The organism is Pseudomonas sp. zfem003, from assembly GCF_032621675.1.
Classification (GTDB): Bacteria; Pseudomonadota; Gammaproteobacteria; order Pseudomonadales; family Pseudomonadaceae; genus Metapseudomonas; species Metapseudomonas otitidis.
Window position 1 is genome coordinate 457,347 of sequence record NZ_JAVYJG010000005.1, and the last position, 25,129, is coordinate 482,475.

Here is a 25,129-nt window from a genome sequence, read left to right on the forward strand (position 1 = left end):
TTGGCCGACAGGGTCGAGAAGCCAAGCGGTCATCGCCACGCGCGGTCGCCAAACAATCACCACGGGAGCAGATCACCCTCAGCTCCCGAATAACAACAAACGAGCAGGGGAGACCCCATGACACTCAGCAACCCGATGCTGATCACGTTCGTGATCTATATCGCCGCCATGGTACTGATCGGCCTGGCCGCCTACCGTTCCACCAACAACCTGTCCGACTACATCCTCGGGGGCCGCAGCCTCGGCAGCTTCGTCACCGCGCTGTCCGCTGGCGCTTCCGACATGAGCGGCTGGCTGCTGATGGGCCTGCCCGGCGCCATCTACCTCTCGGGCCTGTCCGAGGCCTGGATCGCCATCGGCCTGATCGTCGGCGCCTACCTCAACTGGCTGCTGGTGGCCGGCCGCCTGCGGGTGCAGACCGAGCACAACGGCAACGCCCTGACCCTGCCGGACTTCTTCACCAACCGCTTCGAAGACCACAGCCGCATCCTGCGCATCTTCTCCGCCGTGGTGATCCTGGTGTTCTTCACCATCTACTGCGCCTCCGGCATCGTCGCCGGTGCCCGCCTGTTCGAAAGCACCTTCGGCCTGTCCTACGGGACCGCGCTGTGGGCCGGCGCCGCCGCCACCATCGCCTACACCTTCATCGGTGGCTTCCTGGCGGTGAGCTGGACCGACACCGTGCAGGCGACCCTGATGATCTTCGCCCTGATCCTCACCCCGGTCGTGGTGATGATGATCAACGGCGGCATCGATCCGACCTTCGCCGCCATCGAACTGCAGGACGCTGCCCACTTCGACATGCTCAAGGGCGCCACCTTCATCGGTGTGATCTCGCTGATGGCCTGGGGCCTGGGCTACTTCGGCCAGCCGCACATCCTGGCGCGCTTCATGGCCGCTGACTCGGTCAAGTCCATCCCCAACGCCCGCCGCATCTCCATGACCTGGATGATCGCCTGCCTGGGCGGCGCGGTTGCCGTCGGTTTCTTCGGCATCGCCTACTTCTCCGCTCACCCGGATGTGGCCGGCCCGGTCACCGCCAACCCCGAACGCGTGTTCATCGAACTGGCCAAGCTGCTGTTCAACCCCTGGGTGGCCGGCGTGCTGCTGTCCGCCATCCTGGCGGCCGTGATGTCCACCCTGAGCTGCCAGCTGCTGGTGTGCTCCAGCGCCCTGACCGAAGACTTCTACAAGGCCTTCTTCCGCAAGAACGCCAGCCAGAACGAACTGGTCTGGGTCGGCCGCGCCATGGTGCTGCTGGTGGCCGTGATCGCCATCGCCATCGCCTCCAACCCCGAGAGCAAGGTGCTGGGCCTGGTGTCCTACGCCTGGGCCGGCTTCGGCGCCGCCTTCGGCCCGGTGGTGATTCTCTCCCTGGTGTGGAAGGGCATGACCCGCAACGGTGCCCTGGCGGGCATGGTGCTGGGCGCCGTCACCGTGATCCTGTGGAAGAACTTCTTCGGCTGGACCGGTCTGTACGAAATCATCCCGGGCTTCATCCTCGCCACCCTCGGCATCCTGATCTTCAGCCGCATCGGCGCCGCGCCGTCGGATTCGATGATCAAGCGCTTCGACGCCGCCGAGAAGGAATACCAGGACGCCAGCGCCTGACCGGCGTCCTCCAGCGGGGCACAGACCCCGCCTGACGATTGCGATAGCGCCTCAACGGCCCACGTCCTCCCCGACCTGGGCCGTTTTTTTATGCCCGCGCCACGGGCATCGGCTTCAGGCCGGAGGCGGTACGGCTCCCGCTTCCCGGCCCAACCAGTCGGAAAACGCCTTGACCGGAGGGTGGCGCTCGCGACCCGGCACGCACAGGGTGGAGTAACCGGCGCCCTCGACGCTGACCTCGGGTCGGTAGGGCACCAGCAGCCCGCTGGCGATGCTCTCGGACACCAGGATCGAACTCGCCAGCACCAACCCCTGGCCGGCGATGGCGGCTTGCAGGGCGTAGTGCTCCTCGTCGTACTCGCGCTGTGGCGCGCTTTCCAGCAGGTGCTGCGCGCCGGCGGCCTGGCACCAGGCCTTCCAGCCCAGCTCGTAGAGCTGCGGGCTGCGCCAGCGGATGGTGATCAGCGTGGGCACCTGGTTGCCCAGGTTGTCCACCAGCGCGGGCGCGCCGTAGACGCCGAAGCGCTCATCCAGCAGGCACTGGCTGTGCAGGCTGGGGTAGTGCGTGGTGCCGTAGCGGATCACCAGGTCGATGCTCGCGTCTTGGTGCAGGTCCACCAGGGTGTTGCTGGTGTCCAGGCGCAGGCGGATCGCCGGGTACTCGGCGTAGAAACGCCCCAGGCGCGGGATCAGCCACAGCGCGGCAAAGGCCGGGGTGGTGGAGATCGTCAGCTGGCCGCTGCTGGGCTGGGGCCGCAGGTGATCGAGGGTCTGGCTCACATCCAGCAGGGCGCCGTGCAGGCGGCCGAACAGCTGCTGGCCGCAGGCGGTCAGCCGCACGCTGCGGGGCAGGCGCTCGAACAGCGGCACGCCGAGCCAGCCCTCCAGGCTGCGGATCTGGTGGGAGACCGCCGTCGGCGTCACCGCCAGCTCCTCGGCGGCCGCCTTGAAGCTCAGCTGGCGCGCGGCGGATTCGAAGGTGCGCAGCGCGGTGAGGGGCAGGTTGGCGAACATACAGTCCCCATGGATGAAATGGATTCATCTCGATGAACTAACGCTCATTTGTCCGCGAATGCGGAGAAACCTAGCTTAGTGCCTGTTCCAGGGCCGGTCACCGGCCTTGATGAGCCCACTGCACCCAGGAGTCAGAGATGAGCCAAATTCTTTCCATTCAAGGCAGCCCCCGTGGCGAGCGCTCCCACTCGCGCCGCCTGCAGGAGACCTTCCTTGCCGCGTGGCAAGCACAGCGCAGCGAGCGCCAGGTGGTGCGACGCGAGGTGGGACGAGCCCCCATCGCCCCGCTGACCGAAGGCTGGATCGCCGCCGCCTTCCACCCCGAGCCGGAGAGTCGCAGCGAGGTGATGAAAGCCGACCTGGCCTTGAGCGACCAGTTGGTGGATGAGTTGCTGGCCGCTGATCGCCTGGTGATCTCCGCCCCGATGTACAACTTCGGCGTGCCCAGTGGGGTCAAGGCCTGGATCGACCAGATCGTGCGCATCCGCCGCACCTTCGACTTCGATCCGGGGCGGCCGGGCAACCCCTATACGCCGCTGGTGCTGGGGCGCAAGGCGCTGGTCATCACCACCCGGGGTGACCATGGCTACGGGCCGGGCGGTGCCAACGCCCACATGAACCATGCCGACACCTACCTGCGCACGGTATTGGGCTACATCGGCATCAGCGACGTGACGGTGGTGGCGGTGGAGAACGACGAGTTCGGCGGCGCGGCCTTCGAGCAGTCCTACCAGCGCGCCGAGCGTGCCCTGGTCGAACTGGCCGAGGGGTTCTGAGGTGCCCGCCATGGCCTGGACATACCTGCTGGTCGCCGCCGTCTTCGAGGTGCTCTTCGCCATGGGCATGAAGTACGCGGAGGGCTTCACCCGGCCGCTGCCCAGCGCCTTGGTGATCGTGGCCGCTGTCGCCGGCATCTACTTCCTGACCCTGTCGATGCGCGTGCTGCCGGTGAGCGTCGCCTACCCGGTGTGGACGGCCATCGGCAGCCTCGGCACCGTCATCCTCGGCGTGGTGCTGCTGGGGGAGTCCTTCACGCCGGTGAAGGGGCTGTCGGTGGTGCTGATCGTGGCAGGCGTGGCTGGCCTGAAGGGCGGCGCGGGTTGAGAGCCGGGCGCTCAGCGCCCGGCGTCGTGCTCCTTCGCCTCGACGAAGGCCCGCAACCAGGCCGCCAGGCGACCCGGACGGGCCAGCAGCTGCCAGTGGCCGGCGTCCACCTCGCGCCGCAGCAGGTCCGGGACCCAGCGTTCCAGGCCGTCGAACAGCTGGGGTCGCACGTAGCGGTCACGGGTCTGCACCACCAGTTGCACCGGCACCCGGGTGGGGCGTTGGCGAGCGGCGAACAGGCGCGGCATGAAGTTGGCGCGGTAGAGCTTCACCCCGTGCTGGCCGTCGGCCAGCTGGTGCGGGTTGCGCTCCGGCTCGCGGATGCGCTCCATCTGCCGCATCACGGCCGGCCAGGCGCGCGCCAGGCCCAGCCGCCAGCAGAGTTCCGGCAGCCAGGGCGTCTGGAAGAAGGCGATGTACCAGGAGCTGGCCAGTTGCCCGAGCGCCTGCAGCCAGCCGCGTGGGGCGAGGCGCCCGAAGCGGGCGCGCATCCAGTGGCCGACGTGGTCCAGGCAGGGCCCGGAGAGGCTGGTGTAGGAGGCCAGCAGCGGCTCGAAGCGCGGATCGGTCACCGCCTCCCAGCTCTGGATCGAGCCCCAGTCATGGGCCACCAGGTGCACCGGGCGGTCCGGGCTGTGGGCGCGGATCACCGCTTCGAGGTCGTTGGCCAGGTGCACCAGGCGGTAGTCCCGCACCCGCCGGGGCGCTTCGGAGTCACCGGCGCCGCGCACGTCGTAGGCGATGATCCGGTAGTCGGCGGCCAGTTCGCGCACCAGCGGCAGCCAGACCCGGTGGTTGTCGGGGTAGCCGTGCACCAGCAGCAGCACAGGGCCCTTGGCGTTGCCCCATTGGTAGGTGGCCAGGCGTACGCCATCGCCCTGGACGAGGGTGCGCTGGGGTTCGAGGTTGAGCGGTGCGTTCATGGGCGTGCTCCCGGGCGTGAGGTGGGCCTGGGGCACGGATCGTGACATCAGGCGATGTCACTGATTGTCAGTGAGACGCCGGCGCCTGGCCAGTTGCCGCGCCCGCAGCGTTACCCCGTTACCGCCCGCCTGAAGACCTTGCCGCACCTGGCTTTGCGCGCTTCTGCGGGGTGCCGGGCGGGAAGGGGTGGCAGCAAGTCCAGCCATAGGATGGGGCGGGGTGGGCGTGTTGTTGGCGGTCCGGGGGCGGGGCTATGATCCGCCCCCATGAAGACACCCCAACCCTTCCTGTCCCGCCTGCTGGCCCGTACGCCAGCCGAGGGGGATGCCCCGCCCGAGGCGGCGGAATACACCGTCGACGAACTGGCCCGCGAGGCCGGCACCACCGTGCGCAACCTGCGGGCCTACCAGGACCGGGGCCTGCTGCCGCCGCCGGAGCGTCGCGGGCGGGTGGGCATCTACAACGGCGGGCACCTGTCGCGGCTGCTGCTGATCGGCCAGTTGCTGGAGCGCGGCTACAGCATCGCCAGCATCCGCGAGCTGCTGGAGGCCTGGGAGCAGGGGCGCGATCTGGCCCATGTGCTGGGCCTGGACGCTGCCATTGCCGGGGCCTGGGGCCAGCCGGAGCCGACCCGCCTGGGCTTCGACGAGCTGATTGCACTGTTCGGCGAGGCGCTGACCGACGACACCCTGGACCGTGCCCGCGAGCTGGGGCTGGTGGAGTTCGCCGGGGATCACCTGCGGGTGCTGAACCCGCGCATCTTCAACGCCGGGGTGCAGCTGCACCGCTCCGGCATCCCGCTGGCGGTGCTGCTGGAGCAGTTCGCGCTGATCCGCCAGCAGGTGGCGCCGGTGGCCGATGGCATCGTCGGCATGATCGTCGCCCACCTGGTCAACCCGCTGCTCAGCAGCAGCCTGCCCCACGTTTCCGAGCTGGAGGCGCTGAACCGGCAACTGCTGGCCCTGCGTCCGCTGGTGGAGGAGGTGGTGGACAGCGAGTTGGCGCGGGGGCTGCAGGCGTCGGCCAACCAGGAGCTGGGTGGCCGTGTCGGTGAACTGCTGAAGGGCTTCCTGAAGAGCTAGGGTGCGCCGGTTGCCGGGGCATCCTTGGCGGTGAAGGCTTCGACCCTGTTACGGCCCTGGTGCTTGGCCTTGTAGAGCGCCACATCCGCATTCCCGACCAGGGCTTCTTCACGGGCCACCGGCTGTTCGGTGGAGGCCACGCCGATGCTCACCGTGAGGTAGCCGCGCTGCGCGCCGGCATGGGGGACCTGTAGGGTCTCGATGGATGCGCGGATGCGTTCGGCGATGGCCTGGGCCGTGGCCAGGTCGGTGCCGGGCATGACCACGGTGAACTCCTCCCCGCCAAAGCGTGCGACGAAATCGCAGTGCTCGCGGATGCTGCCGCGCATGGCCTCGGCCACCTGGCGGATGCAGGTGTCGCCGGCCAGGTGGCCATAGCGGTCGTTGTAGAGCTTGAAGTGGTCGATATCCAGCATCAGCACGCTCAGCGGCGCGTGGGTGCGGGCGCAGCGGTGCCACTCGCGCTTGAGGGTTTCGTCCAGGTGGCGCTTGTTGGCGATGCGGGTCAGGTCGTCGGTGCGGCTCAGCACCGCCAGCTCCTGGTTGGCCAGGGCGTACTTGTGCGCCAGCACCTGGTGCTCCCAGGCCAGCTTGAGGGCCTCGTTGAAGCGGATCTGCAGGCGCCGGCCCATCTCGGCGATGAAGGGGCACACCACCCAGGCGGAGATGGCGAGGAAGCGCGCCTGGGGCTCCGGGTCGAGGGCGTAGGCGATGCCCAGCAGGGTGAACATCGGCACGTGGAAGGCCAGGTGGGCCGGCCAGTAGGAGACGTTGCTCATCGCCACCATCACCGAGGCCAGGGCGATGCAGCCGTAGATCACGTCCTCATAGGCGGTGCCGTAGCCCATCAGCCAGATGGCGCCGAAGCCCCAGGCGAGGCCGACCGCGCCGCACTGGCACATGGTCAGGCGGGCCCAGGCGAGCGGGGTGAAGCGTTGCGGGTTGCGGCGCCAGGCCGCCACCAGCCAGAGCCGCACGCCCATCAGCAGCACCAGCACCAGCAGCCAGACGCAACGCCCGAACAACGGGGCGCTGGCGTGGTAGACGCCGAACACCATGGTGCCGGAGAAGACGTTGCCCACCGCCGTGGCCGGGCTGGTGGAGAAGAGGGTGGCGACCCGTTCGGCGAGGTAGTCCTCGGCGGGGCGTTCGGGCAGGGGCGGCATGACTGCGGCCTGCCCGGTCTGGAGTGGCATCGACGGCATTCCTGGATTTCGTGGCGCTTCTTATACCGCGATGCCTGGAAAGCGGGAACTGCGTCACATCGGTTGGCGATTGCCCGTCAGCGCAGCGTCACGTGGCGGCTGATCAGCGCCCGCAGCGCGGCGGGCTTCACCGGCTTGGCGAGGTAGTCGAGCCCCGCCGCGTGGACTTCCGCCACCAGCTCGGCGCGGGCGTCGGCGCTGATCACCACGCCGGGCACCGGGCCGCCCATGCGGGTGCGCAGCCAGCCCATCAGCTCGGTGCCGGTCTCGCCTTCGTCGAGGTGGTAGTCCACCAGCACCAGTTCCGGGCGCACGGCTTCCTCCAGCAACTGCTCGCACTCCAGGCGGTTGCGCGCGGTCCAGACGCGGCAGCCCCAGCGTGACAGCAGGCTGTCCATGCCGGTGAGGATGCTGTCCTCGTTGTCGATGCACAGCACCTGGGTGCCGTTAAGGGCCTGGCCGGCGCCTTCCTGCGGCTGGCGGGCCGGGGCCGGGCGGGCCTGGCGTGCCACGGGCACGGTGACGCTGAAGACGCTGCCCTTGCCGGGCCAGGAGCGCACCTCCAGCCGGTGGCCGAGCACGCGGCAGAGGCCGTCGGCAATCGCCAGACCCAGGCCCAGGCCCTTCTCGGCACGGGTCTGGTGGCTGTCGAGGCGCTTGAACTCCTCAAAGATGACCTTGCGCTTGTCCTCGGGGATGCCGGGGCCGCGGTCCCAGACTTCCAGGCGCAGGGCGTCGCCCTCGCGGCGCACGCCCAGCAGCACGTGGCCCTTGGCGTAGCGGAAGGCGTTGGTGAGGAAGTTCTGCAGCACCCGGCGCAGCAGCTTGGCGTCGCTCTCGATGTTCAGCCGGCTGCCGCACAGGCGGAACTGCACGCCCTGTTCCTGGGCCAGGGCCTTGAACTCGGCTCCCAGGGTGTCGAACAGGCTGGCCAGGGGGAAGGTGGTGCGGTCGGGGGTGATGCGGCCGCTTTCCAGGCGTGAGATGTCCAGCAGGTCGGTGATCAGGTCCTCGGCCGAACGCAGCGAGCTGTCGAGGTGCCCCACCAGTTCGCGGGCCTCGGGGGGCAGCGCTTCCAGCTGGTGGGCGAGGGCGGCGGAGAACAGCCGCGCGGCGTTCAGCGGCTGCATCAGGTCGTGGCTGACGGCGGCGAGGAAGCGGGTCTTCGACTGGTTGGCGGCCTCGGCCGTGCCCTTGGCCTCGATCAGCGCCTGGTTCAGCTGGGACAGCTCCTGGGTGCGCTCGACGACGCGCTGCTCCAGGCTTTCGTTGGATTCCTTGAGGGCGTGCTCGGCCTCGCGGAAGGCGGTGATGTCGGTGAAGCTCATGACGAAGCCGCCGCCGGGCATGGGGTTGCCGATCAGCTCGATGACCCGGCCGTTGGGGAACATCCGTTCCGAGGTGTGGGCGTTGCCCTGGCGCATCCAGTACAGCCGGCGGGAGACATGGGCTTCGGCATCACCGGGGCCGCACAGGCCGCGCTCGGCGTTGTAGCGGATGATGTCGGCGATGGGCCGGCCGACGCTGATCAGCCCTTCCGGGTAGTCGAACAGCTCCAGGTAGCGGCGGTTCCAGGCCACCAGGCGCAGGGACTGGTCCACCACGCTGATGCCCTGGGTGATGTTCTCGATGGCGCCCTGCAGCAGGGCGCGGTTGAACTGCAGCACCTCGGAGGCTTCGTCGACGATGCGCACGACGTCCTCCACCTGCATCTCGCGGCCTTCGATGGCGGCCTTCACCACTGCGCGGGCTGAGGAGGCGCCGAGCACGCCGGCCAGCAGCCGTTCGGTGTGGGTGATCCAGTCCTGGTTGGCGTTCTGCGTGGGGGTGAAGCTGGTGCCCTGGCGGTAGGCGAAGCGGGCGAAGCTCTGCCGTGCGCGTTCCTCGCCGACGAAGCGGGCGGCGAGCATCAGCAGGTCCTCCACCTGCACCGCCAGCAGCGAGCGGCCGCTGGGGCGTGCCGAGACCACCTGGCCGATGAAGCGGCTGGCCTGCCAGTGTTCGGAGACGCGGGTGCGGGAGAGCAGCGAGACCCAGGCGAACAGCAGCCAGTTGCCGGCCAGGGAAATGACCACGCCCTGGGTCTGCGGGTCGATGGGCAGGTGCAGCGGGTTGGCCATCAGCCAGGCCAGGCCGGGGAAGGCCTCCAGCGGCCAGCCGAGGCCGCGCGCCACCAGCGGCAGCACCAGGGTGTAGGCCCAGAGCGCGGAGCCGGTGGCCAGCCCGGCGAACACGCCACGGCGGTTGGCCTGCTTCCAGTACAGGGCGCCGGCCATGGCCGGGCCGAGCTGGGCGATGGCGGCGAAGGCGATCTGGCCGATGGTGGCCAGGCTCGCGGTGGAGCCCAGCAGGCGGTAGCTGACGTAGCCCAGCAGGATGATCACCACGATGCTGATGCGGCGCACCGAGAGCATCCAGTGGCGGAACACCTCGAACGGCCGCTCGGCGTTCTGCCGGCGCAGCAGCCAGGGCAGCAGCATGTCGTTGGAGACCATGGTCGAGAGGGCCACGGCTTCGACGATCACCATGCCGGTGGCCGCCGAGGCGCCACCGATGAAGGCCATCAGGGCCAGCGCCGGGTGGGCCTCGGCCAGGGGCAGGCTGATGACGAAGGAGTCCGGCATCACGCCGGCGGGCAGCAGCATCATGCCGGCCAGGGCGATGGGCACGACGAACAGCGCGGCCAGGGCCAGGTACACCGGGAACACCCAGCGGGCGGTGCGCAGGTCGCGGGCGTCGATGTTCTCCACCACCGCCACGTGGAACTGCCGGGGCAGGCAGACGAAGGCGGTCATGGCCACGGCGGTCTGCACGATGAGGGTCGGCCATTCCACCGGGTGGTTCCAGAAGTTTTCCAGCCGCGGGGCGAGCAGGGCGCGGCGGGTCAGGTCGTCGAAGCCGTCGAAGAGCACGAAGCTGACGTAGGTGCCCACCGCGAGGAATGCCAGCAGCTTGATCAGCGATTCGAAGGAAATCGCCATCACCATGCCCCGGTGGTGCTCGGTGGCGTCGAGGTTGCGGGTGCCGAAGAGGATGGTGAACAGGGCCAGCACCAGGGACACGATCAGCGCCGTGTCCTGGGCGCGGGTGCCGGTGGAGTCCGCGCCGGAGCCCACCAGCAGGTTGACGCCGAGGACGATGCCCTTGAGCTGCAGGGCGATGTAGGGCAGCACGCTGACCAGGCAGATCAGCGCCACCACCACCGCCAGCGCCTGGGACTTGCCGTAGCGGGCGGCGATGAAGTCGGCGATGGAGGTGATGTTCTCCTGCTTGCTGATCAGCACCATCTTCTGCAGCACCCAGGGGGCGAACACCATCAGCAGGATGGGCCCCAGGTAGATGGGCAGGAAGGCCCAGATCTGTCCGGCGGCCTGGCCGACGGCGCCGAAGAAGGTCCAGCTGGTGCAGTACACCGCCAGCGACAGGCTGAACATCAGGGCACGCGCCCGGGGCGGCATCGGGGCGCTGCGGCGATCGCCGTAGAAGGCGATGCTGAACAGCACCGCCATGTAGAGGAGGGCGACCGCGGCGATCAGCCCGCTGGACAACGACATGCAGACTCCGGAGGAAAAAGGGCGGGCAGGGCCCGGGCACAGGCTGCAGTTTCGCACCAAAGGTCATTTCCGTCAGGCGGCTGCTACCAAGGTCGCAGGCGGACTTGAGCGCCTCTTGCCGGGCTGTTAGCTTGGCTTGCCGCGCCGGGCCTGGAGCCCGCCGCAGCCCTGCCAGGCAACCGCGTCCGGTTGTCGCGTAGAACGGGCAGGGGTTATTCGCCTGAGGAGGGCGCAGATGTTCAATCCGCAACCGGTCACCCTGCAGCGTGGCGCATTGCGCCTGGAGCCACTGGGGGAGGCCGATGTCAGCGAGCTGGCGGCCCTGGCCGAAGCCAATCGCAACGAACTGGTCTACATGAGCGGCCCGCTGCGGCCGGACTGGTACCGGCAGGGCATCGCCCAGCAGCGCGAAGGCCAGGCCGTGGTGTTCGCCATCCGCCTGGGTGACCGCCTGGTGGGCACGAGCCGATTCGCCGAATTCATGCCGGCCCTGCCCGCCGTGGAGATCGGCTGGACCTGGCTGGCCGGCAGCGAGCACGGCACTGGCCTCAACGCCTCGATCAAGTACCTGATGCTGCGCCACGCCTTCGAGGAGTGGCAGGTGGTGCGGGTGCAGCTGAAGACCGCCGGCAGCAACCTGCGCTCGCAACGGGCCATCGAGAAGCTCGGCGCGGTGCGTGAGGGTGTGTTGCGCAATCACCGTCGCCTGGCCGACGGGCGCCTGGACGACAGCGTCATGTTCAGCATCACCGACCACGAGTGGCCGGCGGTGAAGCAGGCCCTGGAAGCTGCATTCGTCCAATGAGTACGGGCGGTGAGCGCACGCGCTTCTGGCAGGCCAGTGCGCTGAGCGGGGTTGAGCTCCTGCATGCGCGCTACATCCAGCATCGCTTCTCGCCCCACGTGCACGAAGGCTACGTCTTCACCATCCTCGAGTCCGGGGCCCAGCGCTTCCGCCACCGCGGCAGCGACCACCTGGCCGCCGTCGGCAGCATGGTGCTGATCAACCCGGACGAGCTGCACACCGGCTCCAAGGCCCACGAGGAAGGCTGGCGCTACCGGGGGTTCTACCCCGACCTGCACCGGGTGACCGATGTGCTGGACGAACTGGAGATCGCCACCGGCGGGCTGCCCACCTTCGCCGACAGCGTGCTGCATGACCCCGAGGTGACCCGCCGCTTCCTCGATCTGCACTGCCTGCTGGAGCGCAATGCCTCCGCCCTGGAGCAGCAGGTGGCCTGGCGCGAGGCGATCCTGCTGCTGTTCAGCCGCCACGCGCGCATCGGTGCGCCACGGCCAGCGGGGCAGGAGCCCCAGGCCGTGGCGCTGGCCCGCGAGGTGCTGGCGGCGCGCCTGGCCTCGCCGCCATCCCTGGAGGAGCTGGCCGCCCTGGTGGGGCTTTCGCCGTTCCACTTCGCCCGGGTCTTCCAGCGTGCCACCGGGATGCCGCCCCACGCGTGGCTCAAGCAGCGTCGCCTGGAGCAGGCGCGGGCCATGCTGCGCAGCGGTTGCGCGCCGTTGTCGGTGGCGATGCAGTTGGGCTTTGCCGACCAGAGCCACCTGACCCGTCAGTTCAAGCAGACCTATGGTGTAGGTCCCGGCGAATACCGGACCGCCAGCGCAAGATCGTTCAAGACCGACTGAGCGCCGGCTGGCAGAGTACGGGGACAAGGAGAATCCCATGTCCCGCTCTACAGAATTCCTCCGCGGCGTTCGCGACATCGTGCCGATGCTCATCGGCGCCATGCCCTTCGGCATCATCTACGGCACCCTGGCCGCCGGGGCCGGCCTCGATGCCTGGCAGACCCTCGGCATGTCCCTGCTGGTGTTCGCCGGCTCGGCCCAGTTCATCGCCATCACCCTGCTGGGCGGTGGTGCCGGGGTGGCGGTGGTGCTGCTCACCACCCTGGTGGTGAACCTGCGCCACGCCCTCTACAGCGCCACCCTGCAACCCTTCGTGCGGCACCTGCCGCGGCGCTGGCGCCTGCTGCTGGCCTTCTGGCTCACCGACGAGGCGTTCGCCGTGGTGCAGCATCGTTATGCAGAGGAGGACGACTCGCCGCTCAAGCACTGGTACTTCCTCGGTGCTGCGCTGGCGATGTACCTGAGCTGGGTGTCCTACACCCTGGTGGGGGTGGTGTTCGGCCAGGCGGTGCCCAATCTCGCGGCCTGGGGGCTGGACTTCGCCATGCTGGCGACCTTCATCGGCATCGTCGTGCCCATGCTGCGCAATCGTCCGCAGGTGGCGGCGGCGCTGGTGGCCGGTGCGGTGGCGGTGGCGTGTCAGGGCCTGCCCTACAAGCTCGGGCTGATGGCCGCGGCGCTGGCCGGCATCGTGGTGGGCGTGGTGCTGGAGCGCCGTGATCGCCTTGACCTGCTGGGGGAGACCCTGTGATGGAAACCTGGTTGCTGATCCTCGGCATGGCCGCGATCACCTTCGCCATTCGCTACAGCCTGTTCGCCTGGCCGGACCTGCGCTTCCCGCCGGTGGTGCGCCAGGGGCTGCACTACGTGCCCACGGCGGTGCTCACCGCCATCGTGGTACCGGGCATGCTGATGCCTGACGGCGAGCACCTGGCCCTGGCGCTGGACAACGCCTACCTGCTGGGCGGGTTGGGCTGCATCCTCATCGCCGCGCTGACCCGGCACCTGCTGGCGACCATCCTCGGTGGGTTGCTGCTGTTCTTCGCGCTGCGGGCGTACCTGGGGCAGTTGCCGTTGTAGGGGGGAGAAATCCGCGCCGTTTCAAACATCCTCGCGGCAGATGTGGCTTTCCGACCGGGTCCTGATGTCCAATCAGCGATGTGCGATTCCCTGCGGGGCGCATTCTCGCCAACCATCAGGTACCAAGGACGATGAGCCAACATTCGCAATTCGCTCTGCTGGGCACGCGGCGCTTCCTGCCGTTCTTCGTGACCCAGCTGCTCGGGGCCTTCAACGACAACATCTTCAAGCAATCGCTGATCCTGGCGATCCTCTACAAGCTGGCGATCTCCGGCGACAAGGGGATCTACGTCAACCTCTGCGCGCTGTTGTTCATCCTGCCGTTCTTCCTGTTTTCCGCCCTGGGTGGCCAGTTCGGCGAGAAGTACGCCAAGGACGCCCTGATCCGTGCCATCAAGCTGGCGGAGATCGCCATCATGGCGGTCGGTGCGCTGGGCTTCTTCTTCGACAACCTCTGGCTGCTGCTGGCGGCGCTGTTCGCCATGGGCACCCACTCGGCGCTGTTCGGCCCGGTGAAGTACTCGATCCTGCCCCAGACCCTGCGCGAGCAGGAGCTGGTGGGGGGCAACGCGCTGGTGGAGATGGGCACCTTCCTGGCGATCCTCGCCGGCACCATCGGCGCGGGCGTCATGATGTCCGCGTCGCACTACGAGCCGATCGTGGCCGGCGCCATCCTGCTTACCGCCTGCCTGGGCTACCTGGCCAGCCGGGGCATTCCCCGTGCGGCGGCGGCCATGCCGGAGCTGAAGCTGGAGTGGAACATCTTCGTGCAGTCCTGGCGCATCCTGCGGCTGGGCCTGGAGCAGCGGCCGTCGGTGTCGCGCTCGCTGGTGGGCAACTCCTGGTTCTGGTTCCTCGGCGCCATCTACCTGACGCAGATCCCGGCCTACTCGAAGGACCTGCTGTACGGCGACGAGAGCGTGGTGACGCTGATCCTCACGGTGTTCTCGGTGGGCATCGCCATGGGGTCGATGCTTTGCGAGCGCCTCTCCGGCGGCAAGGTGGAAATCGGCCTGGTGCCCTTCGGCTCCATCGGCCTGACGGTGTTCGGCATCCTGCTGTGGTGGCACTCCGGCGGCTTCCCCCAGGGCGCCCAGCCCCATGACTGGCTGGCCGTGCTGAGCGAGCCGCAGGCGTGGATGATCCTGGCGGACATCTTCGGCATCGGCCTGTTCGGCGGCTTCTACATCGTGCCGCTGTATGCGCTGATCCAGTCGCGCACCGCAGAGAACGAGCGGGCGCGGGTGATCGCGGCCAACAACATCCTCAACGCCTTGTTCATGGTGGTTTCGGCCATCGCCTCGATCCTGTTCCTGAGCGTCGCCAAGCTGTCGATCCCGCAGCTGTTCCTGGTGGTGTCGCTGATGAACATCGCGGTGAACAGCTACATCTTCAAGATCGTCCCCGAGTTCAGCATGCGCTTTCTGGTGTGGCTGCTCGGCCACTCCATGTACCGCGTGCACCATCGCGGCCTGGAGGCGATCCCGGAGGAGGGCGCGGCGCTGCTGGTGTGCAACCACGTGTCCTTCGTCGATGCGCTGCTGATCGGCGGCGCGGTGCGCCGGCCGGTGCGCTTCGTCATGTACTACAAGATCTACAACCTGCCGGTGCTCAACTTCATCTTCCGCACGGCCGGCACCGTGCCGATCGCCGGCCGCAGCGAGGACCTGCTGGTCTACGACCGCGCCTTCAAGAAGATCGACGAGTACCTGAAGGCGGGCGAGGTGGTGTGCATCTTCCCCGAGGGCAAGCTGACCGGTGATGGCGAGATGAACGAGTTCAAGAGCGGCGTGGAGCGCATCCTCGAACAGAACCCGGTGCCGGTGATCCCGATGGCGCTGCAGGGCCTGTGGGGCAGCTTCTTCAGCCGCGATCCGAACAAAGGCCTGTTCAAGCGCTTCTGGTCCCACATCAACCTGGTGGCTGGCCCGGCGCTGGCGCCGGAGACGGTGGACCGCCTCAGCTTGCAGGCGTCAGTGGCGGCGCTGCGTGGTGAGGTGCGCTGAGCGATCCGGAACGAAAAAGCCCGCCGGAAGGCGGGCTTTTTCATGGGCGCGATTCAGGTGCTCATCTTGAGCCCGATCAGCCCGCAGATGATCAGCGCGACGCTGCCCAGGCGCATCAGCGCGACCGACTCGCCGAACAGGATGACGCCGGCGATGACGGTGCCGACGGCGCCGATGCCGGTCCAGATCGCGTAGGCGGTACCCAGGGGCAGCTGCTTCATGGCCAGGCCCAGGAGGCCGAGGCTGATGGCCATGGCCAGCACGGTGAGGGCGGTGGGCAGCGGGCGGGTGAAGCCTTCGGTGTATTTCAGGCCGACGGCCCAACCCACTTCGAACAGGCCGGCGAAGAACAGGATGATCCAGGACATGGTGACCTCCAGAGGGGGACGGAATGTGGGGGCCGTCCCCGGGTGGTCACTGCAGCACCGCACTGAAGGCGTGGCTGGAAGTGGCAGGGCCGTCCCTGCGTTTGCGCAGTATTTTGCACATCCTGCCCGTGCGGACAAGTCCGAACGGGCAGGCGGTTGTCAGTCAATGGTGTGCGGAACGGTCGGAGTCAGGTTCGCTCATGCGTCGGAAGATCGCGGCGAGCAGTGAGCCGGACAGGTTGTGCCAAACGCTGAACAGCGCGCTCGGCACGGCGGCCAGGGGGGAGAAATGGGCGTTGGCCAGGGCTGCGCCGAGCCCGGAGTTCTGCATGCCGACCTCGATGGAGAGGGTCTTGCGCTGGGCCAGCGGCAGGCCGAAGACGCGGCCGGCGAGGTAGCCCAACGCCAGGCCGAAGCCGTTGTGCAGCACCACCACCGCCATGATCAGCAGGCCGGACTCGGCGATCTTGGCCTGGCTGGCGGCAACGACGCCGGCCACGATGGCGACGATGCACAGCACCGACACCAGCGGCAGCACCTGCTCGGCCACCTGCACCCGCGCACCCAGCAGGCGTTGCACGATGAAGCCGAGGGCAATGGGCACCAGCACTACCTGCAGGATGGACATGAACAGGGCGCTGAACTGCACCGGCAGCCAGGCCGAGGCCAGCAGCCAGATCAGCGCGGGCGTGACCAGTGGCGCCAGCAGGGTGGTGACGGCGGTGATGGCGACGGACAGCGCCACGTCCCCGCGGGAGAACCAGGTCATCACGTTCGAGGCGGTGCCGCCGGGGCAGCAGCCGACCAGGATGACGCCGACGGCGATTTCCGGCGGCAGCTGCAGCAACCAGCAGAGCAGCCAGGCCAGTCCCGGCATGATGATGAACTGGGCGAGCACGCCGATCAGCACCCACAGCGGCCGCCGCGCGACCTCGCGGAAGTCCGCTGCCTTCAGTGTCAGGCCCATGCCGAACATCACCAGCCCCAGCAACGGCACGATCCATTGGGTGATCGGCAGGAAGGGGGCCGGGACGCAGAACGCCAGTACGGCGAACAGCAGGATCCAGAGGGCGAAGGTGTTGCCGACGAAGCGGCTCAAGGCAGCGAGGGCGCGCATGGTCATTCCTTGTCGTTATTGTGAAAGCGCCGGCTCTGGGCCGGCGCTTCGGGAGGGTCAGATGCCCTGGGGTATCTCTTCGCCGCCGAGGGCGTCGAGCAGCTGGGGCAGGAACTCCACGAGCGTCAGCATCATCAGGGTGAAGCTGGCGTCCAGCTGGGCGAGGGCGTCTTCGCCGCCGTCCTGCTCGGCCTTCTCCTGCAGCAGGTCTTCGAAGCGCAGGCGCTTGATCACCAGCTTGTCGTCGAGGATGAAGGAGAGCTTGTCCTGCCAGGCCAGGGACAGCTGGGTGACCAGCTTGCCGGAGGAGAGGTGCAGCTGGATCTCGTCGCTGGTCAGGTCCTGGCGCTTGCAGCGCACCACGCCGCCGTCTTCGTCGGTGTCACGCAGCTCGCATTCGTCGAGGACGTAGAAGTCCTTGGCGGCTTCCTGGGTCTTGACCCACTCGGTGAGGGTGGCGGTGGGGGCGATCTTCACCGAGGCCGGGCGCACCGGCAGCGAGCCGATGGCTTCGCGCAGGGTGGAGAGCAGGTCCTCGGCACGCTTCGGGCTGGAAGCGTCCACCAGGATCAGGCCCTGGGCCGGGGCGATGGCGGCGAAGGTGGCCGACTTGCGGATGAAGGCGCGCGGCAGCAGGGTCTGGACGATCTCGTCCTTGAGCTGGTCGCGCTCCTTCTTGTAGACCTTGCGCATCTGCTGGGTCTCGATCTCGTCGACCTTCTCCTTCAGTGCGTCACGCACCACGCTACCGGGCAGGATGCGTTCCTCCTTGCGGGCGGCCACCAGCATGAAGCCTTCGCTCACGTGGACCAGCGGCGCGTCCGCACCTTTGCCGAAGGGCGCCACAAAGCCGTAGGTGGTCAGTTCCTGGCTGGCGCAGGGGCGCGCGGGCTTGGTGGCCAGGGCGGCCTCCAGGGCGTCGGCGTCGAAGGGCACATCCTGGGTGAGGCGGTAGACGAGCAGGTTGCGGAACCACATAAGAGGAACTCTCCGGAAACAAAGGCCGCATTATTCTCGTCCCGGGCCTGCAGGCCAACCCTGCGCTAAGCCTTTGGAACGGCTGAAAAAATTTTTTGAAAAAGGGCTTGCCAGAGTTCGAATGCATCCCTAGAATGCGCACCACTTCGAGAGTGAAGGGTGATTAGCTCAGCCGGGAGAGCATCTGCCTTACAAGCAGAGGGTCGGCGGTTCGATCCCGTCATCACCCACCAATCTCGGGGTAACGCGCAGCGGTAGTTCAGTCGGTTAGAATACCGGCCTGTCACGCCGGGGGTCGCGGGTTCGAGTCCCGTCCGCTGCGCCATATACAAAGCCCTCAGGTAGCGATACCTGAGGGCTTTTTCGTTCGTCCCGGTTTTTTCGGTGCGGTTCCGGCCCAGCTGATTGGTGGCGAAAAGCCGCAAAATCCTCGCCCTGGCGCTGAACTTATTCCCCTGTTTTCGATCCTAAGTGCCCATAGCCACTGATCGCAGCGGCCTGCTAAGCTCGCCGCTTCTTCGAACATGCCCTCACGGCGTACAGATAAGGAATCAGCATGAAACAAACTCGGTTGGCGGCAGCGGTGGCCCTGGTGGGCCTGGTGCTCGCAGGCTGCGACTCCCAGACCAGCAGCGTCGAGCTGAAGACTCCGGCCCAGAAGGCGTCCTATGGCATCGGCCTGAACATGGGCAAGAGCCTCGCCCAGGAAGGCATGGACGACCTGGATTCCAAAGCCGTCGCCCTGGGTATCGAAGACGCCATCGGCAAGAAGGACCAGCGCCTGAAGGATGAAGAGCTGGTCGAAGCCTTCGCCTTCCTGCAGAAGCGTGCCGAAGAGCGCATGACCAAGCTGAACGAAGAGTCCGCCAAGGCGGGCAAGAAGTTCCTGGAAGAGAACGGCAAGCGCAAGGAAGTCACCACCACCGCTTCCGGCCTGCAGTATGAAGTGATCAAGAAGGCCGACGGCGCTCAGCCCAAGCCGACCGACGTGGTCACTGTCCACTACGAAGGCAAGCTGACCGACGGCACAGTGTTCGACAGCTCTATCCAGCGTGGCAGCCCGATCGACCTGCCGGTGAGCGGCGTGATCCCCGGTTGGGTGGAAGGCCTGCAACTGATGCACGTCGGCGAGAAGTACAAGCTGTACATCCCGTCCGAGCTGGCTTACGGCGCGCAGAGCCCGAGCCCGGCGATCCCGGCCAACTCGGTCCTGGTCTTCGACCTGGAACTGATCGGCATCAAGGATCAGGCCGCTGACCAGGGTGCTGCTCCGCAGCAGTAATGCCCGGTCGACCAGACGCCCCGCCTAGCGGGGCGTTTTCGTTTGTGCCTTTCTTTCGATAGGCGCTCCTGACCGTAACGGGACTGCGGGTTACCAAACGAACCCCGGCTCGACCGGCAGGTCTGAAAGGGGGTGGAGGCACGCCACCCTGTTACGGTTATGCACATGGTCGTGCAGTCACGGATTTGTCACTGCGACGGGCTGCCGCAGCGACTAGACAAAAAATCAACTGGTTGATTTAGCTGGCTTTTTCGGCGTGGCGAAAAAATCGCCGATCTGAGCGGAGGCCTCGTGGCGCGGGGCTTTCATGGCGTAATCAATACACTGTCAACAAGGTTATCCACAGGATCTGTGAGTAACCGCCGAAGAGCCCGTCCCATGCGGTTCGGAGAGTCGAGACGATGAAGGCACCCTGGAATTTCGAGCGTTACCTGCCCCTGGCCGGCCGATTCCTGGCTCGCGGACGGCTACCGGCCTTGCTGTTGGCCGTCACCCGAAAGAGTGCCCGCCAAGGTGGTCGTCTGGGTGGCGCACGGGAGGACCTGAAGCTGCTGATGGCACTCTGCGTGGCACGGGTTCGCGGGCAGTATCGGGATCTGAGCCCCAAGGCGCTGCTGTCGGTGGTGGCTGGGCTGGTCTACTTCCTGACGCCGGTGGATGCGATCCCCGATTGGGTGCTGGGGGCGGGCCTGATCGACGACCTCGCGGTGCTGGCCTGGGTCATGCGCACCTGGGGCCAGGAGCTGGAGGCATTCCGCCGCTGGCGCGATGCCCAGGCACCGGAGGTGGTGGCGCGTCTGGAGCAACTCCCCGCACCGCAGGAGCTGTCGGAGGAATTCAGCTGATCCGGTGGGTCTGCCTACCCGGTCATGCTCCGTTCATGTAGGACCCCGTAGGCCGATTCGCCCTGTTAAGATGGCCGCCTGCAAGGAAGGTGCTGAGACGTCGGCACTGCTGTCCACGGGAGTTGCAATGAACGTGCAAGTGATCATGCGTGACGGCGAAGCAGAATACGCCGTATTGCCTTGGGCCGATTACCAGGCGCTGCTGCAGGCCGCCGGACAGGCCACACCCGCTTCGGCCCCCGCCGATACCCATCCCCTGCGCGAGCTACGGGCACTGCGCGAGGCGCGTGGCCAGAGCATCGAGCAATTGGCGCGTGCGGTGGGCATCAGCCCGGTCTACCTGGGGTTGATCGAGGAGGGCGAGCGCGAGCCCGATGCCGCCATCCAGCGGTCCCTGGCCGTGACCCTGGGGATCGCCGGCTGGGAGGTGCAATGAGCGTACGCATCAGTCGCCAGCACTGGCAGTCGCTGTTGAATGAGCTGGATGATGCGCGGCGCCAGCGGCATCTCCTGACCTACCGGGCCCTGGTGGAGCGCCTGCAACTGCCGAGCCCGGCGATGCAGACCCTCACCGCTGCCCTGGAACACCTGGCGGCGCTGGATGCCCGGGCCGAGCGGCCGTTGCGCAGCTCCCTGGTGATCAGCCAGGGCGCCAGTCGCCTGCCGCGTACCGGCTTTTTCGAATTCGTGGTGCGACTGGGGCGTTTCTCCGGTCCTCCGGACGGCGTGGCCGCTGCCTCCTGGCATGCCGCCGAGGTGGTTCGCGTCTTCGAATTCGATTACCCCGAGGAGCCCTGATGGCCGTCTGGAAGCTGCGGGCCTGGCTGGGCTATGCGGTGGCCCGCTGGCTGCTGCGCTTCCCGTCGCTGGTGCGCAACCCGCGTGCCTGGAACTGGATGCAGGGGCAGTACGCCCGGCAGGCCAACCTCGGGAATGTCGCGGCCCAGCGCTTCTACGGCCACCTGCTGTTGCACCGCGGCCAGGGCTTCGGCGCGCGGGAGGAGGGCATTCGCTTGTTGCGCCTGGCAGGCCAGGCCGGGGACGGCAAGTCGGCCTACCAACTGGGCGTACTGGCATTGGCCGGTGATGCCCGGCAGGCACCGGATGCGGCCCAGGCCGCCCATTGGTGGAGCCTGGCGGAGCAGGCCGGTCACCCGCTTGCGGCACGCAAGCTGGCGGACCTGTACCGCGAGGGCGGGCCGGGGCTGGCGGCGGATGTCGAGGCCGCCGAACGCCTGGATCGTCGCGCCGCCCAGCTCGGGCTCTGAGTCGAACCTAGACCGCGTCGATGATGTGCAGGCTGTATCCGGGCACAGCCTTGGCGTGGCGCTTGGCCTCCGAGGCGAGGCCGGCCAGTTGCCCGGCATCCAGCTGGCTGCAGGCCTCGGGCGTCAGGTTCACCACGCCGATGGAGAGTGACAGCAGGGGGAACTCCTCACGCTGGCCGCTGCGGTTGTGGGCGATGAAGCAGCCCGCCTGCAGGTGGTCGGCCCGGTAGAAGCGCCGGCACTGCCCCTGGAAGTCCTCCAGCAGGAAGTTGAGCTTGCTGCGCCAGTCATCCGAGCCCAGCACCAGCATGAAGTCATCCCCGCCGATGTGCCCGACGAAATCCCGCGCCGGGTCGACGCGCTCGTTCAGGCATTGCGCCAGGCACAGCAGCACTTCGTCGCCCTTGGCGTAGCCGTAGAGGTCGTTGAAGGGCTTGAAGCTGTCGATGTCCACGTAGCAGACCCGTGCGGCACGCCCCTGCTGAAGCAGGCGGCTCAGGCACTGCTGGATGGGCACGTTGCCCGGCAGCAGGGTCAGAGGGTTGGCGTGGCGGGCCTGCTGGATCTTCATCTCGGTGATCAGCTTGAGCACGTCGATCACCCGCCCCAGGCCGAGGTAGCGCCCCTCGGAAATGATCACGAAGTCTTCCTCGATCCGCTGCCGCGCCCGGCTGGTGAGCAGGCGGCTGACCTGCTGCAGGGACTGGCCGATCTCCACGGCGAGGAAATCGTCGCTCATCAGCCGGCTGATGGGCTTGCGGGCGAACAGGTCGGTGGCGAAGGGCTTGAGCAGCGCATCGGACAGCAGATGGCGGTGGACGATGCCGATGGGCTGCTGCTGGTCGTCCAGCACGGCCACCGAGTTCAGGTTGGCTTGCACGCGGAAGGCCTCCAGCACTTCGCTGATGGGGGTATTGCGGTGCATCGCCGGTTGCTCGTTGAGCAGGGGCTTGAGGTCGGCGCTGTCCTCGCCCAGTTGGCTCTGGGCGCGGTCCAGCAGCGGCAGGTAGGCGCGGGCCTCTCGCGGTGGGTTCTCCTGGGGCCGGCAGAGCAGGTAGCCCTGCACCAGGTCCAGGCCCATCTCGGCCAGCACGGCCAGTTCCTCGCTGAGCTCGATGCCCTCGGCGATGACCTGGGCGCGGGAGGCCTTGGCCATCTTCAGGATGGAGCCGACGAACTCGCGCTTCACCGCGTCCTGGTGGATGCCGTCGATGAAGTGGCGGTCGATCTTCACGTAGTCGGGGCGCAGCTCCGACCACAGGCGCAGGCTGGAATAGCCCGCACCCAGGTCGTCCAGGGCGATGGAGAAGCCCATGGCGCGGTAGTGGTGCAGGGCGGTGTCGAGCAGGGCGAAGTCATCAGTGGGGGCATGCTCGGTGAGTTCGATGACCACCTCGCTCGGCGGGATGCCGAAAGCCTGCAGCATCTGCAGGGTGCGGCCCGGTTGGTGGGCCGGGTCCAGCAGGGATTCGGGGGAAACGTTGAGGAACAGCTTGCCGTCGAGCTTCAGCTCATGGAAGCGGGTGCAGGCGCGCTTGCGGCAGGCCATCTCCAGTTCGCTCAACCGTCCGGCGTGACGGGCCATGGCGAACAGGGTAACGGGGGAGTGCAGCGGGCTGTTGGAGGGGCCGCGGGTCAGGGCCTCGTAGCCGAGGATGCGCCGCTCGGAAAGGGAGAAGATCGGTTGGAACAGGCTGTTCAGGTCGCCGTGAGCGAGGATCTGGCCCAAGGCGCTCAACTGCTCGGTGACTGTCATGAGGGGCTCTCGTACAGGAGGCGCTAAAAGCAAGGGGCCGCATAAGCGGCCCCTGCATTTCACGACAGTTTCGTGACGATCTGATGACGCTCAGTGCTTGGCTACCGTGGTGTTCAGGCCCAGGTAATCCAGTAGGATCTGTCCGGTCTCGGTCAGGTAGGCGTCGTCTTCCGGCTTGGTCTTGTCGTCCTCTGGCAGGGCGTCCTCGTCTTCCCTTTTCAGCTCCTTGAGCAGGTCTTCGCCCTTGGCCTTGCGGCGGGCGTTTTCCATGGCCAACTGCTTGTTCTCGATATCGGTCTGCTGGGCGCGGCGCTTGGCTTCGTTGAGGCTGACGACGGTTTCCTTCATCAGCTTCTGGGCCAGTGCCAGGCGTTCGCGACTGTAGACGAAGTCCGGGTTGTGGGCGGTACGCGCGTCGTGGCGGGCCTTCAGCTCAGCCAGGAAGGGGCGGAAGGGGTCGACCTCCGGCTTGATCGCCGGGCGGATGCTGTCCCAGGGCATGGCCTCGGGCAGGGCGCTCTCGCCGATTTCCTTGGTGTCCACCACCGAGGGGTACTCGATGTCGGGAATCACGCCCTGGTGCTGGGTGCTCTGGCCGGAGACGCGGTAGAACTTGGCCAGGGTCAGCTTCAGTTCGCCGTGGTTCAGCGGCTGGATGGTCTGCACGGTGCCCTTGCCGAAGGTCTGGCCGCCGATGATGAGCGCACGGTGGTAGTCCTGCATGGCGCCGGCGAAGATCTCCGAGGCCGAGGCGGACAGTCGGTTCACCAGCACGGCCATCGGGCCCTTGTAGAACACGCCGCTGTTCTCGTCGGCCAGCACGTCAACGCGGCCGTCGCTGTTGCGTACCAGCACGGTGGGGCCCTGGTCGATGAACAGGCCGGTCAGTTCGGTGGCTTCCTGCAGGGAACCGCCGCCGTTGTTGCGCAGGTCGATGACCACGCCGTCGACGTTTTCCTTCTGCAGCTCACCCAGCAGCTTCTTCACGTCACGGGTGGTGCTCTTGTACTCGGGGTCGCCGGCGCGGAAGGCCTTGAAGTCCAGGTAGAACGCCGGAACCTCGATCACGCCGAGCTTGAACGGATGGCCGTCGTGCTCGAGCTTGAGCACCGATTTCTTCGCGGCCTGCTCCTCCAGCTTCACTGCCTCACGGGTGATGGAGACGATCTTGCTGGTCTGGTCGTTCGGGGCGTTGCTGGCAGGCACCACTTCCAGGCGGACCACCGAACCCTTCGGTCCGCGGATCAGCTTGACCACTTCGTCCAGGCGCCAGCCGATCACGTCGACCATCTCGCCGTTGCCCTGGGCAACGCCGACGATCTTGTCGGCCGGGGCGATCTGCTTGCTCTTCTCGGCGGGGCCGGCCGGAACCAGGCGCACCACCTTCACATGCTCGCTGTCGCTCTGCAGGACGGCACCGATGCCTTCCAGCGACAGGCTCATGTTGATGTCGAAGTTCTCGGCGTTGTCCGGGGAGAGGTACTGGGTGTGGGGATCGTAGGTCTGGGCGAAGGCGTTGATGTAGGCCTGGAAGATGTCTTCGCCACGGGTCTGCTCAAGGCGCGAAAGCTGGTTCTTGTAGCGCTTGATCAGCAGCTCCTGGATGGCCTTGGGCTCCTTGTTGGCGAGCTTCAGGCGCAGGACCTCGTCCTTCACGCGCTTGCGCCACAGGTCGTCCAGTGCGGCGCTGTCCTTGGCCCAGGTGGCTTTCTCGCGGTCGGTTTCGAGGGTCTCGTCGACGGTGAAGTCGATCTTGTCGACGCCCTTCTCGAGCATGGCCAGGGCGAAGTCCAGGCGCTCCTTCAGGCGGTCGAGGTGGCGCTTGTAGATGGTGAAGCCGGGCTGCAGGTCACCCTTCTTCAGGAAGTCGTCGAACTGCGTCTTCCAGGCATTGAATTCGGCGATGTCGCCCGCAGTGAAGTACATCTTCGCGGGGTCGAGCATCTTGAGGTAGCCCTCGTAGATCTTCACCGAGCGTTCGTCGTTGAGCGGGGGCTTGTTGTAGTGGTGGCGCTTGAGCAGCTCGACCACGTTGAGGCTGGCGATCACCTGCTCGCGGTCCGGCTGGAGGGAGTCCCAGCTGTCGCTTGCCGAGGTGGTGGAGGCATGCAGCGGGAGCGCGCTGATGCTGAAAACGAACGCAAGGGCGGAGCAGATCAGAGAGCGCTTCATGCTGATTCGACGTCGGGGCAGGTGATAACGCATATTAGGCCGTATTTGAGGGCGCCGGGTTCCTTCGGCGCAAAGCAAAAGCCCGGCGGTCAGCGCCGGGCGGGTCCGGGGTCACTATG

23 protein-coding genes and 2 tRNA genes are annotated in these 25,129 nt (G+C 67.3%); 16 read left to right on the forward strand and 9 right to left on the reverse strand.

The annotated features are described in order from the left end of the window. Positions 1–117 precede the first annotated feature (117 nt). Complete coding sequence (gene putP / locus RTK35_RS13740) at positions 118–1,611, forward strand: sodium/proline symporter PutP (RefSeq protein WP_044407203.1); 1,494 nt, start codon at positions 118–120, stop codon at positions 1,609–1,611. Positions 1,612–1,725: 114 nt separating this feature from the next. Here putP and RTK35_RS13745 read toward each other — a convergent pair whose 3' ends face one another. After that, complete coding sequence (locus tag RTK35_RS13745) at positions 1,726–2,625, reverse strand: LysR substrate-binding domain-containing protein (RefSeq protein ID WP_316908238.1); 900 nt, start codon at positions 2,623–2,625, stop codon at positions 1,726–1,728. A gap of 137 nt (positions 2,626–2,762) precedes the next feature. On the opposite strand from RTK35_RS13745, the gene RTK35_RS13750 reads away from it, so the two are divergent. Next, positions 2,763–3,401: an FMN-dependent NADH-azoreductase gene (locus RTK35_RS13750; RefSeq protein ID WP_316908239.1), complete on the forward strand. Its 639-nt coding sequence runs from the start codon at positions 2,763–2,765 to the stop codon at positions 3,399–3,401. A gap of 10 nt (positions 3,402–3,411) precedes the next feature. Further along, positions 3,412–3,729 carry a DMT family transporter gene (locus RTK35_RS13755; protein WP_236212037.1) on the forward strand — a complete coding sequence of 106 codons (318 nt, stop codon included), beginning with the start codon at positions 3,412–3,414 and terminating at the stop codon, positions 3,727–3,729. Positions 3,730–3,740: 11 nt separating this feature from the next. Here the strand turns inward: RTK35_RS13755 and RTK35_RS13760 are convergent, their stop codons facing one another. Next, on the reverse strand, positions 3,741–4,652 hold the full coding sequence (locus RTK35_RS13760; protein ID WP_268194486.1) for an alpha/beta fold hydrolase: 912 nt from the start codon (positions 4,650–4,652) through the stop codon (positions 3,741–3,743). 267 nt (positions 4,653–4,919) lie between these two features. Here RTK35_RS13760 and RTK35_RS13765 point away from each other — a divergent pair, with 267 nt between their 5' ends. Next, positions 4,920–5,735, forward strand: a complete 816-nt coding sequence (locus tag RTK35_RS13765) for a MerR family transcriptional regulator (RefSeq protein WP_142011218.1) — start codon at positions 4,920–4,922, stop codon at positions 5,733–5,735. On the opposite strand, the gene RTK35_RS13770 is transcribed toward RTK35_RS13765, so the two are convergent. Both RTK35_RS13770 and RTK35_RS13775 read right to left on the reverse strand, forming a co-directional pair. Continuing rightward, on the reverse strand, positions 5,732–6,931 hold the full coding sequence (locus RTK35_RS13770; RefSeq protein WP_044406198.1) for a GGDEF domain-containing protein: 1,200 nt from the start codon (positions 6,929–6,931) through the stop codon (positions 5,732–5,734). The genes RTK35_RS13765 and RTK35_RS13770 overlap by 4 nt on opposite strands. 86 nt (positions 6,932–7,017) lie before the next feature. Then, on the reverse strand, positions 7,018–10,494 hold the full coding sequence (locus tag RTK35_RS13775) for a PAS domain-containing hybrid sensor histidine kinase/response regulator (protein WP_316908240.1): 3,477 nt from the start codon (positions 10,492–10,494) through the stop codon (positions 7,018–7,020). 235 nt (positions 10,495–10,729) lie between these two features. On the opposite strand from RTK35_RS13775, the gene RTK35_RS13780 reads away from it, so the two are divergent. The 5 genes from RTK35_RS13780 (at position 10,730) to RTK35_RS13800 (ending at position 15,224) form a co-directional block, all read left to right on the forward strand. Next, a complete protein-coding gene (locus RTK35_RS13780) occupies positions 10,730–11,299 on the forward strand; it encodes a GNAT family N-acetyltransferase (RefSeq protein WP_142011214.1) in 570 nt (189 codons plus the stop codon). Then, the gene (locus RTK35_RS13785) at positions 11,296–12,138 is read left to right on the forward strand and encodes a helix-turn-helix transcriptional regulator (RefSeq protein ID WP_074968953.1); all 843 of its coding nucleotides are present in this window, start codon (positions 11,296–11,298) and stop codon (positions 12,136–12,138) included. Before RTK35_RS13780 ends, RTK35_RS13785 begins: the two co-directional genes overlap by 4 nt. A gap of 37 nt (positions 12,139–12,175) precedes the next feature. Further along, on the forward strand, positions 12,176–12,889 hold the full coding sequence (locus tag RTK35_RS13790) for an AzlC family ABC transporter permease (protein ID WP_142011212.1): 714 nt from the start codon (positions 12,176–12,178) through the stop codon (positions 12,887–12,889). Then, positions 12,889–13,218, forward strand: a complete 330-nt coding sequence (locus RTK35_RS13795) for an AzlD domain-containing protein (RefSeq protein ID WP_172432980.1) — start codon at positions 12,889–12,891, stop codon at positions 13,216–13,218. Before RTK35_RS13790 ends, RTK35_RS13795 begins: the two co-directional genes overlap by 1 nt. A gap of 131 nt (positions 13,219–13,349) precedes the next feature. Continuing rightward, the gene (locus RTK35_RS13800) at positions 13,350–15,224 is read left to right on the forward strand and encodes an MFS transporter (protein WP_279862911.1); all 1,875 of its coding nucleotides are present in this window, start codon (positions 13,350–13,352) and stop codon (positions 15,222–15,224) included. Positions 15,225–15,277: 53 nt separating this feature from the next. On the opposite strand, the gene sugE is transcribed toward RTK35_RS13800, so the two are convergent. From sugE to rdgC, 3 genes are all read right to left on the reverse strand, one after another. Beyond that, entirely contained in the window at positions 15,278–15,592 is a 315-nt protein-coding gene (gene sugE, locus RTK35_RS13805; protein ID WP_044406178.1) for a quaternary ammonium compound efflux SMR transporter SugE, read from the reverse strand. A 163-nt stretch (positions 15,593–15,755) separates the two neighbouring features. Then, on the reverse strand, positions 15,756–16,709 hold the full coding sequence (locus RTK35_RS13810) for a bile acid:sodium symporter family protein (RefSeq protein WP_316908241.1): 954 nt from the start codon (positions 16,707–16,709) through the stop codon (positions 15,756–15,758). Positions 16,710–16,766: 57 nt separating this feature from the next. Further along, positions 16,767–17,687: a recombination-associated protein RdgC gene (rdgC, locus tag RTK35_RS13815; protein ID WP_044406173.1), complete on the reverse strand. Its 921-nt coding sequence runs from the start codon at positions 17,685–17,687 to the stop codon at positions 16,767–16,769. 157 nt (positions 17,688–17,844) lie between these two features. Between rdgC and RTK35_RS13820 the strand changes: the two genes are divergently transcribed. The 7 genes from RTK35_RS13820 to RTK35_RS13850 all read left to right on the forward strand — a co-directional run bounded on the left by RTK35_RS13820 (position 17,845) and on the right by RTK35_RS13850 (position 21,082). After that, a tRNA-Val gene (locus RTK35_RS13820) sits at positions 17,845–17,920 on the forward strand. A 15-nt stretch (positions 17,921–17,935) separates the two neighbouring features. Beyond that, a tRNA-Asp gene (locus RTK35_RS13825) sits at positions 17,936–18,012 on the forward strand. A 231-nt stretch (positions 18,013–18,243) separates the two neighbouring features. Beyond that, entirely contained in the window at positions 18,244–18,969 is a 726-nt protein-coding gene (locus RTK35_RS13830) for an FKBP-type peptidyl-prolyl cis-trans isomerase (protein ID WP_044406170.1), read from the forward strand. A 401-nt stretch (positions 18,970–19,370) separates the two neighbouring features. Then, positions 19,371–19,814, forward strand: coding sequence for a YkvA family protein (locus tag RTK35_RS13835; RefSeq protein WP_044406167.1), 444 nt, complete (start codon positions 19,371–19,373; stop codon positions 19,812–19,814). A 127-nt stretch (positions 19,815–19,941) separates the two neighbouring features. Beyond that, entirely contained in the window at positions 19,942–20,250 is a 309-nt protein-coding gene (locus RTK35_RS13840) for a multiprotein-bridging factor 1 family protein (RefSeq protein ID WP_268194492.1), read from the forward strand. Further along, complete coding sequence (locus RTK35_RS13845) at positions 20,247–20,612, forward strand: hypothetical protein (protein ID WP_044406163.1); 366 nt, start codon at positions 20,247–20,249, stop codon at positions 20,610–20,612. Before RTK35_RS13840 ends, RTK35_RS13845 begins: the two co-directional genes overlap by 4 nt. After that, positions 20,612–21,082, forward strand: a complete 471-nt coding sequence (locus RTK35_RS13850) for a sel1 repeat family protein (RefSeq protein ID WP_253122718.1) — start codon at positions 20,612–20,614, stop codon at positions 21,080–21,082. Before RTK35_RS13845 ends, RTK35_RS13850 begins: the two co-directional genes overlap by 1 nt. Positions 21,083–21,089: 7 nt before the next feature. Here RTK35_RS13850 and RTK35_RS13855 read toward each other — a convergent pair whose 3' ends face one another. Next, positions 21,090–22,838, reverse strand: coding sequence for a bifunctional diguanylate cyclase/phosphodiesterase (locus RTK35_RS13855; RefSeq protein WP_316908242.1), 1,749 nt, complete (start codon positions 22,836–22,838; stop codon positions 21,090–21,092). A gap of 90 nt (positions 22,839–22,928) precedes the next feature. Then, positions 22,929–25,010, reverse strand: coding sequence for a carboxy terminal-processing peptidase (locus RTK35_RS13860; protein ID WP_172432984.1), 2,082 nt, complete (start codon positions 25,008–25,010; stop codon positions 22,929–22,931). Between the last annotated feature and the right edge of the window lie 119 nt (positions 25,011–25,129).